13 protein-coding genes are annotated in these 12,404 nt (G+C 43.8%); 5 read left to right on the forward strand and 8 right to left on the reverse strand.

Features of this window, described 5'->3' with window-relative positions; translation table 11 throughout:
- Positions 1–55: 55 nt before the first annotated feature.
- From PAN94_RS06945 to PAN94_RS06970, 6 genes are all read right to left on the reverse strand, one after another.
- Positions 56–2,707: a valine--tRNA ligase gene (locus tag PAN94_RS06945; RefSeq protein WP_285875259.1), complete on the reverse strand. Its 2,652-nt coding sequence runs from the start codon at positions 2,705–2,707 to the stop codon at positions 56–58.
- On the reverse strand, positions 2,700–3,515 hold the full coding sequence (locus PAN94_RS06950; protein ID WP_125389556.1) for a hypothetical protein: 816 nt from the start codon (positions 3,513–3,515) through the stop codon (positions 2,700–2,702). The genes PAN94_RS06945 and PAN94_RS06950 overlap by 8 nt, the downstream gene beginning before the upstream one ends.
- 62 nt (positions 3,516–3,577) lie before the next feature.
- The gene (locus tag PAN94_RS06955; protein ID WP_285875260.1) at positions 3,578–4,162 is read right to left on the reverse strand and encodes a GNAT family N-acetyltransferase; all 585 of its coding nucleotides are present in this window, start codon (positions 4,160–4,162) and stop codon (positions 3,578–3,580) included.
- Positions 4,163–4,407: 245 nt separating this feature from the next.
- Entirely contained in the window at positions 4,408–4,662 is a 255-nt protein-coding gene (locus tag PAN94_RS06960; RefSeq protein WP_285875261.1) for a DUF1912 family protein, read from the reverse strand.
- A gap of 26 nt (positions 4,663–4,688) precedes the next feature.
- Positions 4,689–6,050: a DUF438 domain-containing protein gene (locus PAN94_RS06965; protein ID WP_285875262.1), complete on the reverse strand. Its 1,362-nt coding sequence runs from the start codon at positions 6,048–6,050 to the stop codon at positions 4,689–4,691.
- Positions 6,051–6,052: 2 nt separating this feature from the next.
- Positions 6,053–6,283 (reverse strand): DUF1858 domain-containing protein, encoded by a 231-nt coding sequence (locus PAN94_RS06970; RefSeq protein ID WP_045498993.1) that lies wholly within the window; start codon positions 6,281–6,283, stop codon positions 6,053–6,055.
- A gap of 292 nt (positions 6,284–6,575) precedes the next feature.
- Here PAN94_RS06970 and PAN94_RS06975 point away from each other — a divergent pair, with 292 nt between their 5' ends.
- Positions 6,576–7,508: a nitronate monooxygenase gene (locus tag PAN94_RS06975; RefSeq protein ID WP_149556112.1), complete on the forward strand. Its 933-nt coding sequence runs from the start codon at positions 6,576–6,578 to the stop codon at positions 7,506–7,508.
- A 232-nt stretch (positions 7,509–7,740) separates the two neighbouring features.
- Here PAN94_RS06975 and rlmD read toward each other — a convergent pair whose 3' ends face one another.
- On the reverse strand, positions 7,741–9,099 hold the full coding sequence (rlmD, locus tag PAN94_RS06980; protein WP_285875264.1) for a 23S rRNA (uracil(1939)-C(5))-methyltransferase RlmD: 1,359 nt from the start codon (positions 9,097–9,099) through the stop codon (positions 7,741–7,743).
- Positions 9,100–9,154: 55 nt separating this feature from the next.
- Between rlmD and PAN94_RS06985 the strand changes: the two genes are divergently transcribed.
- The 4 genes from PAN94_RS06985 (at position 9,155) to PAN94_RS07000 (ending at position 11,859) form a co-directional block, all read left to right on the forward strand.
- Positions 9,155–9,931: an aminoglycoside 3'-phosphotransferase gene (locus PAN94_RS06985; RefSeq protein ID WP_285875266.1), complete on the forward strand. Its 777-nt coding sequence runs from the start codon at positions 9,155–9,157 to the stop codon at positions 9,929–9,931.
- 26 nt (positions 9,932–9,957) lie between these two features.
- Positions 9,958–10,734 carry a recombination regulator RecX gene (recX, locus tag PAN94_RS06990; RefSeq protein WP_285875268.1) on the forward strand — a complete coding sequence of 259 codons (777 nt, stop codon included), beginning with the start codon at positions 9,958–9,960 and terminating at the stop codon, positions 10,732–10,734.
- A gap of 86 nt (positions 10,735–10,820) precedes the next feature.
- The gene (gene ntdP / locus PAN94_RS06995) at positions 10,821–11,354 is read left to right on the forward strand and encodes a nucleoside tri-diphosphate phosphatase (protein ID WP_005590859.1); all 534 of its coding nucleotides are present in this window, start codon (positions 10,821–10,823) and stop codon (positions 11,352–11,354) included.
- A gap of 187 nt (positions 11,355–11,541) precedes the next feature.
- Positions 11,542–11,859 carry a DUF960 domain-containing protein gene (locus tag PAN94_RS07000; RefSeq protein ID WP_062006115.1) on the forward strand — a complete coding sequence of 106 codons (318 nt, stop codon included), beginning with the start codon at positions 11,542–11,544 and terminating at the stop codon, positions 11,857–11,859.
- A gap of 57 nt (positions 11,860–11,916) precedes the next feature.
- On the opposite strand, the gene PAN94_RS07005 is transcribed toward PAN94_RS07000, so the two are convergent.
- Positions 11,917–12,351, reverse strand: coding sequence for a GNAT family N-acetyltransferase (locus PAN94_RS07005; RefSeq protein WP_285875270.1), 435 nt, complete (start codon positions 12,349–12,351; stop codon positions 11,917–11,919).
- Positions 12,352–12,404: the final 53 nt, after the last annotated feature.

Below are 12,404 nucleotides of genomic sequence, written 5' to 3' on the forward strand. Positions count from 1 at the left end.
TCCAAATGATATCAATTATAACACAGAAACACGGCGTTCCGCCGTGTTTCTGTGTTTATTTCACCAGCTTCTTCATCTCATCAATACGCGCTACTGTCGCGTCGTACTTGGCTTGGTAGTCGGCTTGTTTGTCGCGTTCTTTTTGGACGACTTCTGGTTTGGCATTGGCTACGAAGCGTTCGTTAGAGAGCTTCTTACCGACCATATCCAGTTCTTTTTGCCATTTAGCCAGTTCCTTGTCGAGACGAGTCAGTTCTTCTTCGACATTGAGGAGGTCTGCAAGTGGCAAGTAGATTTCTGCTCCTGTGATGACGCTTGACATAGCCAGTTCAGGTGCAGGGATGGTTGATGCGATTTCCAAATGTTCTGGATTTGTGAAGCGTTTGATATAGTTGACATTGCTGTTAAAGAAGGCTTCCAAGTCGCTATCGCTTGTCTTAACAAGGATGGTGATAGGTTTGCTTGGTGCAACGTTTACTTCAGCACGCGCATTACGAACCGCACGGATCAAGTCTTTGAGACTTTCCACACCAGTGTGAGCCGCAAGGTCTTCAAAGGCTGGATTGACAGTTGGGTATTCTGCTGTAACGATAGAACCTTCTGAGATTTGTCCAAAGATTTCCTCTGTCACGAATGGCATGATTGGGTGAAGGAGACGAAGGATCTTGTCCAAAGTATAAAGGAGAACAGAACGTGTGATGACTTTCTCTTCTTCATTATCGCTATAAAGGACTTCCTTGGTCAACTCAACGTACCAGTCCGCAAACTCATCCCAGATGAAGTTGTAGAGGATGTGTCCAGCAACACCAAACTCAAATTTATCAAAGTTTTCAGTGACTTTTCCGATCGTTTCATTGAGATTGTGAAGAATCCAGCGGTCTGTGACATTTCCAGCTTCCTTGTTAACAACTTTTTCCACATTGGCAGTTGCTTGCTCAAGGGTCAATCCTTCATTGTTCATGAGGATATAGCGAGAGATGTTCCAAATCTTGTTAATGAAGTTCCACGAAGCATCCATTTTCTCGTAAGAGAAGCGCACGTCTTGACCAGGTGCAGAACCGTTTGAAAGGAACCAACGAAGGCTATCTGTTCCGTACTTATCAATAACATCCATTGGATCAATCCCGTTACCGAGAGATTTCGACATCTTGCGTCCTTGCTCATCACGAATGAGACCATGAATCAAGGCATTTTTGAATGGCGACTTGCCAGTAAATTCCAAACCTTGGAAAATCATCCGAGACACCCAGAACGGAATAATATCATAACCAGTCACCAAAGTTGATGTTGGATAATAACGTTTAAAGTCTTCTGAGTCGACATCCGGCCAGCCCATGGTAGAGAATGGCCAAAGAGCCGAACTGAACCAAGTATCCAAGACGTCTTCGTCTTGAGTCCATCCGTCACCATCCGGAGCTTCCTCACCGACGTACATTTCACCCTCAGCATTGTACCAAGCAGGGATTTGGTGACCCCACCAGAGCTGACGAGAGATTACCCAGTCATGGACATTTTCCATCCATTGGAGGAAGGTATCGTTGAAACGAGGTGGGTAGAATTCTACCTTGTCGTCTGTATCTTGGTTGGCAATGGCATTCTTGGCCAATTGGTCCATCTTAACGAACCACTGAGTAGACAAGCGTGGCTCAACCACTACACCTGTACGCTCTGAGTGACCAACACTGTGGACACGTTTTTCGATTTTAACAAGAGCACCGATTTCTTCCAACTTAGCAACGACTGCCTTACGTGCTTCAAAACGGTCCATGCCCGCAAATTCGAAGGCCAAGTCGTTCATAGTTCCGTCGTCGTTCATAACATTGACTTGTGGCAAGTTGTGTCGTTGACCAACCAAGAAGTCGTTTGGATCATGGGCAGGTGTGATTTTCACGACACCTGTACCAAACTCAGGATCAGCGTGCTCATCCCCAACGATTGGAATCAATTTATTAGCGATTGGAAGGATAACATTTTTACCAATCAAGTCCTTGTAGCGTGGGTCTTCTGGATTGACCGCAACCGCAACGTCCCCAAACATGGTCTCAGGACGAGTGGTCGCCACTTCAAGGGCGCGTGAGCCATCTTCTAGCATGTAGTTCATGTGGTAGAAGGCACCTTCAACATCCTTGTGAATCACCTCGATATCAGAAAGGGCTGTGCGAGCTGCTGGGTCCCAGTTAATGATAAACTCACCACGGTAGATCCAGCCTTTCTTGTAAAGGTCGACAAAGACCTTGCGAACAGCTTTTGACAAGCCTTCGTCAAGGGTGAAACGCTCACGAGAGTAATCTACAGAGAGGCCCATTTTGCCCCATTGTTCCTTGATGGTAGTAGCATATTCGTCTTTCCATTCCCAGACTTTCTCGAGGAATTTTTCACGACCGAGGTCATAGCGGGAAATGCCTTCACCACGCAAGCGCTCCTCAACTTTAGCTTGAGTAGCAATCCCAGCATGGTCCATCCCTGGAAGCCAAAGCGTATCAAAGCCTTGCATGCGTTTTTGACGGATGATGATATCCTGAAGAGTCGTATCCCAAGCGTGACCAAGGTGAAGTTTACCAGTTACGTTTGGCGGTGGAATGACGATTGAATAAGGCTTAGCCTTTTGATCGCCTGAAGGCTTGAAAACATCCGCATCAAGCCATTTTTGGTAACGACCAGCCTCAACCTCGGCTGGATTGTATTTAGGTGAAAGTTCTTTAGACATGTGTGTGCTCCTTAATTAAAATCTCTTTTAGGCAAAGAATATACTTCTTCTCCTCAATATTAGTATCTATAATAATCTTCAGTTCTGTACTTAATATTAATGCTAGAATTAACAATGTGGCAAATAAACTTCTTAAATCTTTTGTTTCAGGCAAAATTAGCCAATATAGCATACCATCTATACCATAATACATAGAAAGACATAAGAAACCAATATAGATCCCTTCAAAGATTGGCATTTTTTTAAAATTTTTAGTAAAGCTTCTAAAATAGAATACACTTGCTATCATAAAAAATGATGATAGTGCAAGTACTATCCCTTGAGTTAAGTCAGTTATTTTGAACAGAATTAATAAAGAATTAGATAGAGAAGTAATAATAAGAATAAAGTATATAAAACTATTAAATATATCGAGTTTTATCTCGCGTTTTGATCTTTCCCAGTCATATTTTAAAAGTAGTTCTAAGTATTTTGTTAATACATTTACACTTTTAGTTGAATAATCGAAATTATCAACTAATCTCCAAATATGACCATCATTCATATAAAATTCATATGTATCTTCTTTAGATATATATCTACCATATGGATTTAATTGTGTTTCGAGTCTATTTATTGCAAAGAAGCGATTCTTCCCACTCAATAAATCAACTATAATTGACTTTATCTCCTTTCTCCACTCTGAACGTTCTTTCGTTATAAAATCTAATTTATTCTTTTTAGTGTTATTTATAAATAACAAAACTGCACTTAATACAGCTCCTATTCCTGCTCCACTAAGTAGGGTAATAATCTGACCCACTTCCAATATTTACCACCTACTCTCAAATACTAGTATTATATCTCAACTGTTCGAAATTTTCGAACGGTTCAACTAACAACTTTTTCCTCCCACTCACTCCTCAGCAAGCCATAAGCCAATTCTGCACAGCGATTACCCTGAGCATCTTTGCGGTCTCGGATGCGAGCTTCAAGGGTAAAGCCAAGTTTCTCAGCGACCCGCTGACTTTGTTTATTGTAATCAAAGCATCGAATTTCAACCTTGTGGAGTTTAAGAATGGTAAAAGCAACTTCTATCAAAGCACTGACGGCTTCTGGCACATAACCCTTCCCCCAATAATCTGGATGCAGGAGGTAGCCAATTTCAAAGACATCATCTTCATGGCGATGATTGAAGTCACAAGAGCCAATGACTCGGTCATCCCCCTTAACTGTAATGCCATAGCCAGACGGAAGTTCCTTCTTTTCTAGATTTTCAAAATAGCGATTTTCAAAATAATCACGCTCTGCTTCCAAGCTTTCTACAGGAGGAAAGCCAGCTGGATAACAGACTTCAGGCAGACCAGCATAAGCAAACATATCCTCCACATCATCTGCCGTTCGCTGACGCAATATCAACCGCTCAGTTTCCAATCTTGGCAACTCTTTGCCATTATAAGATTCAAGAAGTTTCATTCACCCCTCCTTTCCGCAACATAAAAATAATCCCTTCCTAGTCAGACTAGAAAGGGACGAATGTGTTTATCCGCGGTACCACCCAATTTCGGGCAAGCGCCCGCTGCTTTGTTTATTTCAATTTTTCATCTCATCAGCAACCAGCTTTGACACATTTGTGGACTTCTCAGCGCCGCCACTTTCTGTAAAATGCTTGACTCAAAACACCTCTGATGAACTTATTCTATCACCTTTCCAGTGAAAAATCAATAATTTCTCTCACCCAAAAGTCCGTCTGGCAGATCGTGAAATCCTTGGCCCGCCTGATAGTTGGCGAATTTCCCTAAAAGGAACTGGTAAGCATCGAGACGACTTTCATAGCGAATCGCCGCTTCCTTGGCCCGCTCATCCTGGTCCGCCTCATAGACCGCTTGACTCTCCTTGAGGGCCATCTCGTTAATCATGACCTGGGTCTTGACCCAAGCTTCAAACTCCTGTAAAAATTCCTGTTCGTAACTCATTTTTCTCACTTTCTAACTGCAAATACCTAGTCCAAATCTCGGTAAAAATCACTGTCAATGTCACGGAAGGGCTGAATGTCCTGTACATACTCCAGCACCCCCTGAAATTCACCAGCCTCATCTCGCACTGCCGCATAGGTCACATGGACAAACTTGCCCCGAGACTCCGACTTGAACCACATCTCAAACTTGTCCCGCTCTCCCTCACGCAGAGCCTTGAAAATCCGCCGCACCTTATCCAAAAGCTTGGGTGGGTGGCAGAGCTCGACATTGCGCCCTATCTGGGAAGGCGTCCGCTTGAAAATCATCTCGTCCGCCGGCACGCTGTCATTATAATACTGGAAAATATCGTCCTTATTGACAAAGGTAATCTCCATGGGCAGATGATCCAAAATCAGATTGGCCTCCGCCACCGACAGATAGCCATGACCAAAAGGCTGCTGGGAGTCCCGATTGAAGGCTTGCTCCTTCTTTTCCTTAGGCTTAAAGGAAATGGTGACCTGACCATCTGGCGTATCAATGACCTGCTCAAATCTGCCATCACTAGTCTGCTCCGTACTGGCTGGCGCTTCGCTTCCTTCATCATCAGCATCCCCAGCTTCCTCCTCCAAAAATGAGTGCCGCGCAGGAATCCATTTTTCCGTTGGCTTGATAATGGCATAGCCATAAGCATCGCTCTCCTCAGCAATCTTGAGCCAGTCATCCTGAGTAAAGGATTCGAGGAGAATCATAAGAAGGATAGACTCTTCCTTGAAAATCATAGCTTCAAACTCAGCAGCAAAAGTCTCAAACTTGTCCTTGACTTCTTGAATCGAAGTATCAGGCAGCTGCTCTGCAGCAATCTTAGCCTCTTGGAAAAGGTCACGAATCTGGTCATCTACCCCCCACATGACCTTGGGCGGCGAATCGTGGCCGTAGCTCTCCATGATGGGAAACATGAGCTCTTCCTTGCGCTGATAGTGGATATCAAACTGTCCCACCAAACCCAGCTGGCGTTGGAGACCCTTGCGGATTTCAGGAAGAAGCTCCTCATCTTCTGTGCTTTCATAGGTAGATAGGAGCCTGCGAACCCGCATGAGGGCAGCCCGCAAGGCTAAATTTTCCTGCTTGAAGATCTGAACCGGATGGCCTGGATGGTCGGTATCAACCACCTCCACATTCTGAATGGCACCTTTAAAGAGGTTGGCATGGACATTGCAGAGGGACATGACATCTTCAAAGGTCACACCTGTATCTGAGTTCATCAGCTCATGCTCCATCAGGCTGATCTCGATAGCGGACACACCAGCAAAATGCTCATTGAAGAGCTCCTGAACGGACTCCGCCGAAGCTCCATTATGTAGGTCCAGCAAGATTGACTTGAGGACTTCAATGCGTTCAGTAGCCATTTCTAAATCCCCACCACTTCATAGCCGTTTAATTCCAGCGTTTGCTTGATTTTATCCAGGTCAATGCCATTCATGCTGGCTCCTTTTTTGATAGAAACCATGCGCCCGACAGTATTTCGCATGACAGGATTGGCCAGAGGCTTAAAGCCCAACTCGACCAAGACATCTAAAACTTCGGGCTGCTTCTCAATCACTTCTGCCACTGGAATAGATAAATCAATCACATTATCCATATGCCCTACCTCCGTGTATTTTATATTATTATATCACAAAAGATGCGTCCAATAAAAATCCTTTCCACGCTTGCTCAAATTCGATCTTAGAGAATATAACAAATTCTAATAGACTATAAGTTATTGTTATAAGGGCACTGACAAACGGAGTTTCACAAAGAAAAGCCAGTCCTATCAAGAATTTCTGAGATTTCTTTCACAAACTCCTGCCTTTTGCCAGATTACAGCTTCATTGAAAACGCTTTATTATAGTGATATAATGATTTTAAATACAGAATAAAGGAGATGTCCTATGTCTATTACAAAATTGTTGAACATCAAGTACCCTATTTTCCAAGGTGCTATGGCTCAGATTTCCCACTACCAACTGGCGGCAGCTGTTTCAGAAGCTGGCGGACTGGGAATCATTGCTTCGGGTGGAATGACGGGTGAGCAGTTGCGCGAAGAAATCCGTGAACTGCGTAAATTGACTGACAAGCCATTTGCCGTCAATGTTATGCTTATGATGAAAAATATCAAGGATATTGTGACAGTCATCATTGAAGAAAAAGTTCCTGTCGTAACGACTGGGGCTGGTACACCAAAATTCATCATGCCTTATCTGAAAGAGGCAGGTATCAAGGTAATCCCTGTTATTGCCAGTGTCAAACACGCACAAAAAATGCAAGAGCTCGGAGTTGATGCCGTGATTGCTGAAGGTTCTGAAGCTGGTGGCCACATCGGTGAAACAAATACCATGGCTCTCATTCCTCAGATTGTTGACTCCGTTGATATTCCAGTCATCGCTGCAGGTGGGGTTGCCGATGGTCGTGGTCTCGCTGCCGCTTTTGTCCTTGGTGCACAAGGGGTTCAGATGGGAACGATCTTCCTAGCTTCAGAAGAATGCCCAATTTCAGCAGGTTACAAGGATGCCATTGTCGCAGCCAATGACACTGCTACTGCCGTGACTGGTCGTATTGCTGGTGCACCAGTTCGTTGTATCCGCAATGAAATGACTGACCACTATATCGAACTAGAAAACAAAGGCACCAATCGTGACGAACTCGAAGAAATCACCATCGGTTCTCTTTCTAAAGCTGTTTACGAAGGAGATACCGTACATGGCTCTATGATGAGTGGCCAAATCGCTGGCTTAGTCAAGGAAATTCGTCCATGTAAAGAAATCCTCGATACAATCGTTGCCGATGCTCAGAAGGTTCTCCAAAACACTGAAATCAAGCTATAATCCTCTAACTCAAAAGAGAGTGGGACAGAAATCGGTAATTCGTTAGAATTCGATTTCGTCGTCCCACCTCCGCACAGTTGAGTAGGGCTGTAAAAGCTGATGAAATCAGCGTAATAGAGCCCACTCAACCACTGCGTCTTGCTCGACAATCTAAAGACAATTGAGAGGCTAGGACTTTTATCCCAGCCTCTTTTGCTGTTCATTTAGGCTTATTTTTCAACAAATCACTCTTTTACTTGACTTTTTTGACCAATTTCACCACCGCTTCCGTCCGAGCGGTATGGGGAAACATATCAACCGACTGGATGTAGTGGACATCGTATACTTGACATAGCTTGACCAAATCGCGCGCCAAGGTTGAGACATTGCAGGAAACATAGACCATCTTTTCAGGTGCATAGCGGACAATCGTTTCCAGCAGCTTATCGTCCAGACCTGTTCGCGGCGGATCGACAATCAAGGCATCCGCCCGATAACCATCCGCGTACCAGCGAGGAATAATCTCCTCTGCCGTTCCAGCCTCGTAGAGCGTATTGTCAAAGCCCATCCGTTTTGCATTGCGCTTAGCGTCTTCAATGGCCTCAGGGATGATGTCCATGCCCCGCAGAGACTTGACCCTTTTAGCAAAGGCAAAGCCGATGGTCCCTACCCCACAATAGGCATCAATCAAATGGTCCTCAGCCGTCACATCCAAAGCCTTGACCGCTTCCGCATAGAGTACCTCGGTCTGCTCAGGATTGAGCTGATAAAAAGCCCGAGGCGACAGGGAGAACTCATAGTCCAGCACTCCTTCTTGGATGGCTTCCTCGCCCCAGATAATCTCTGTCTTATCCCCATAAATCTCACTGGACTTGCTCGTATGATAATTAACCGCCACTGTCTCCAGCTCAGGAAATTCAGCTACTAGGTCTCGAACGACTGGAGAAAAGTCTAGCTTGCGCCCTGTTACAAAAATCATCTGCACCTGACCCGTCTTTCTGGCCCTGCGAATCATGACGGTACGCACTCCAGCAGTCTTGCGCTCATCATAGATAGGCAGCCTGTATTTACCTAAAAGCCGAGCTACCTTATTAACAATAGCCTGCGTTACCTTGTCCTGAACCAGACAGTTTTTCAGCGAGACCAGATAGTGGGAATTTTGGGCATAGAGCCCCGCCTTGACCTCATCCTTAAACTTGCGAGTCTGAAACTGCAGCTTGGCCCGGTAATAGAGCGGCTCCTGCATGCCAATGGTTGGACGAATCTCGTAGTTTTCGTGGCCAGCTGGCGCAAATTTTTTCAAGGCCTGACGCAGCAAATCTTCCTTAAACTCCAACTGCTTGTCATAGTGGAGGTGCATGATTTGACAACCTCCGCAGCTTTCATAAATCTCACAAGGCGCTTCCACCCGAAATTTTGACCGCTTATTGATGGTCAAGAGCTTGGCTTCAATAAAATTCCGCTGCACCTTGGTCACCTGACAGTAGACTTCCTCGCCTTTCAAAGCACCGGGCACAAAGACCAGCGTTTTCTTATAAAATCCAATTCCTTCCCCATTAATCCCCATTTTCTTAATTTTCAAAGGGATTCTTTGTTTCACTTTTACATTCATGCCTCTATTATACCACGCTAGAGTCGATTCGTTGAGAATATGTTACAATAAAAGTATGAAAGCAGAAAAAATATCTCTTCCACTCGCACATTTCCCTGAGCAAATCCGAACTTATCTAGAGGGAGCCAACTTTTACGACAGCTCCTCACATTCAAGCGCCCGTGTTTTCTATGTTGATACGGGCTATTATTTGAAAATCGACCAAAAAGGCAAGTTAGCTCAAGAAGCCACACTTGCCAAATGGTTTGAAGAGCAAGGGCTCGGTGTGCCTGTCATTCACTACCTGTCAGCAGACCATGACTTCCTGCTGACTAGAGAAGCCGAGGGCAAGGACGCCCTAACCTTTCTCCAACAGCCAGAAGAGCTTTGCCAAACAATGGCTGCCGCACTCAAAAAACTTCACAGCATCCAACCCCAGCATTTCCCAATCCAGCATCGCCTCCAACACTATAAAGAGCAGGCAGAGGAAAATTATCAGAAAGGTTGCTTTTATCAAAAAGCTTTACTGCCCCAATTTCATATCCAAAGTCGTGAGGAAGCCTACCAGCTTATTCAAGAACAGGGGCATCTACTAACGACGGACGCCTTGATTCACGGAGATGCCTGCTTGCCTAATTTCATTCTGAAAGACGCAGCAAGCTTTTCCTGCTTCATTGATGTTGGCCTCGCTGGCCTCAGTGATCGCCACATTGACCTTTACTGGGCGATCTGGTCCCTTACTTATAATTTATCTGACCCCAAATACGCAGAGCTCTTTCTTGACTACTATGGCCGGAAGGATGTTGATACAGACAAACTGCGCTTGATTGCTGCCTTTGAAGCATTTGGCTAAAAGAAAGGATTTTACCAAAATCTCTTATGAAAATCACAAAAATCGAAAAGAAAAAACGGCTCTACCTCTTGGAGTTGGACGACAGTGAAAAGCTCTATGTTACAGAAGACACCATCGTTCGTTTCATGCTGTCTAAAGGGATGGAAATCACGGAGCAAGAGTTGAAAGAGATTCAAACTTACGCCCAATTTTCCTATGGAAAAAATCTAGCCCTCTATCATCTCTCCTTCAAGCAAAGGACTGCCAAGGAAGTCAAGGACTACTTAATACAGCACGACATCCAACCAGACATCATCAGCCAAGTCTTGGACGCTTTGAAAAAAGAAAATTGGATCAACGACAGAAAATATGCCAATTCTTATATCCAATCCAACCTTCTCACTGGTGACAAGGGCGCTTTTGTTCTCAAACAAAAACTCAGTCAAAAAGGGATTTCTAGTACTATCATAGAAGAGGAATTAAACCAGTTTGATTTCACTGAATTAACAGGTAAGGTTGCCGAAAAGTTACTCAAAAAATACCAGGGAAAACTGCCCAGCAAGGCCTTGCAAGATAAAATCCTCCAAGCTCTGATAAACAAAGGATTTTCTTATGGACAAGCCAAAACCGCCTATCAGCATTTGGAAATCGAAGAAGACCAGGAAAACCAACAAGAACTGCTCTATAAAGAGCTAGACAAGCAATACCGCAAGTACTCCAAAAAGTATGAGGGCTACGACTTAAAACAGCGTTTGACCCAAGCTCTGGCTCACAAAGGCTATGATTTTTCGGACATTGCCAGCGCTCTGAGAGAATATCTTTAAGATTTTCTATGAAAACTTAGGCATTTTTATGAAAATATGTTACAATAAAGAGGATAAACTTAAAAATTGTAGAAAGTTGGTAGGTTATGAAACTTCCCAAAGAAGGCGACTTTATTACAATTCAAAGTTATAAGCATGATGGGAATCTTCACCGCACTTGGCGAGATACCATGGTACTAAAGACAACAGAAAATGCCATTATTGGCGTTAATGACCACACACTGGTAACAGAAAGTGATGGCCGGCGCTGGGTAACACGAGAGCCTGCCATTGTCTATTTTCATAAGAAATATTGGTTTAATATCATTGCCATGATTCGTGATAATGGCACTTCATACTACTGCAACCTTGCCAGCCCTTATTATCTGGACAATGAAGCCCTCAAGTATATCGACTATGATTTAGATGTCAAGGTCTTCACAGACGGAGAAAAACGGCTGCTTGATGTGGAAGAGTATGAGCGTCATAAAAGGCAAATGAACTATTCGGATGATTTGGATTTCATTCTCAAGGAAAACGTCAAGATTCTGGTTGACTGGATCAACAACGAACGCGGTCCCTTCTCCGATGCTTATGTGAAAATTTGGTACAAACGTTATGTTGAACTAAAGAATCGATAAAGTTGTCAAAGAGCGCAAGCTCTTTTTTCTTGTTTTCTTTCTCAAAAGACCTTCGTCCAGCAAAAAAGCAATTTCTTGCAATTCCTACTTATTTCTTGTATGATAGAACCATCAATGCTGCTAGTAAAGCACTAGAGGACCAATTTCTGGTCCTCCACAGCAAAATTTCCAGAAAGGAATGAGTCTCATGGCTTTTACCAATACTCGTGGTCGCTATGCCAGCTTTGGCGCTATCACTAGCCTTCCAGATGATGTGATTGACACTTTCTGGTACATTATCGACAACTTCCTTAAAGATGTCTTCCCTTTGAATAATCTGATTCGCTTCGAGTTGATCAATAACCAAGGGAAGCTGACTTTTCGCTTCTCTGAGGACCATCTCGATACACTCATCTCCTTTGATTTCACCTATAAATTTGACCCCTTCTACCCTCGCATGATCTACGTTGTGGATAATAACGGCAGAGAGACGGTCATGTTAGCCGATGAATACTCTATGTTTTAAGAAAGCAAAATCCAGTTGAGACACCATCACTATGAGCGGTTCTTCAACTGGATTTTTTTATTTTTTGTAAATCATTTTGATATGAGGCGTCGATTCAAAGATAAAGGGCTCTCCTTGAGTCACAAAACCGAATTTTTCATAAAGCCCCACGACTTGCTCCTGAGCTTCAATTTCAATCATTTTTCCCGGCCACTTTTTCTCACAAAGAATCAATATTTCCTCTACCAATCTATTCCCTAGGCCCTTTCCCCGGGCTGACGGGGCCGTCACAAGGCGGCCAAAAACGACTTTTTCATCTTCCTCAAACACGCGGGCGTAGGCATCTACTTCCTCTTGCTCATTTACATGGAAAAGGTGCACAGCTGTTAGATCTTTTTCATCCAATTCATGATAGATTCGCTCTTGCTCGACGACAAAGGTATCGATCCGCAGTTTTAAAAGCTTGTAAAATTCTAGTATATCCAACTCTTGCAAATATTTTTTATGCCACATGCTTGTTTCCGTCCTTGCTTTATTATATAATCATTGTAAATGCAACTATCAAA

Origin of the sequence: Streptococcus sp. SC1 (assembly GCF_030272855.1) — a bacterium.
In the GTDB taxonomy this organism is placed as follows: domain Bacteria; phylum Bacillota; class Bacilli; order Lactobacillales; family Streptococcaceae; genus Streptococcus.

Excerpts from the sequence above, each read along its gene's own strand:
- PAN94_RS06945 (WP_285875259.1), bottom strand. The coding sequence starts at position 2,707 with ATGTCTAAAGAACTTTCACCTAAATACAATCCAGCCGAGGTTGAGGCT.
- PAN94_RS06955 (WP_285875260.1), bottom strand. The coding sequence starts at position 4,162 with ATGAAACTTCTTGAATCTTATAATGGCAAAGAGTTGCCAAGATTGGAA.
- PAN94_RS06960 (WP_285875261.1), bottom strand. The coding sequence starts at position 4,662 with ATGAGTTACGAACAGGAATTTTTACAGGAGTTTGAAGCTTGGGTCAAG.
- PAN94_RS06965 (WP_285875262.1), bottom strand. The coding sequence starts at position 6,050 with ATGGCTACTGAACGCATTGAAGTCCTCAAGTCAATCTTGCTGGACCTA.
- PAN94_RS06970 (WP_045498993.1), bottom strand. The coding sequence starts at position 6,283 with ATGGATAATGTGATTGATTTATCTATTCCAGTGGCAGAAGTGATTGAG.
- PAN94_RS06975 (WP_149556112.1), top strand. The coding sequence starts at position 6,576 with ATGTCTATTACAAAATTGTTGAACATCAAGTACCCTATTTTCCAAGGT.
- rlmD (WP_285875264.1), bottom strand. The coding sequence starts at position 9,099 with ATGAATGTAAAAGTGAAACAAAGAATCCCTTTGAAAATTAAGAAAATG.
- PAN94_RS06985 (WP_285875266.1), top strand. The coding sequence starts at position 9,155 with ATGAAAGCAGAAAAAATATCTCTTCCACTCGCACATTTCCCTGAGCAA.
- recX (WP_285875268.1), top strand. The coding sequence starts at position 9,958 with ATGAAAATCACAAAAATCGAAAAGAAAAAACGGCTCTACCTCTTGGAG.
- ntdP (WP_005590859.1), top strand. The coding sequence starts at position 10,821 with ATGAAACTTCCCAAAGAAGGCGACTTTATTACAATTCAAAGTTATAAG.
- PAN94_RS07000 (WP_062006115.1), top strand. The coding sequence starts at position 11,542 with ATGGCTTTTACCAATACTCGTGGTCGCTATGCCAGCTTTGGCGCTATC.
- PAN94_RS07005 (WP_285875270.1), bottom strand. The coding sequence starts at position 12,351 with ATGTGGCATAAAAAATATTTGCAAGAGTTGGATATACTAGAATTTTAC.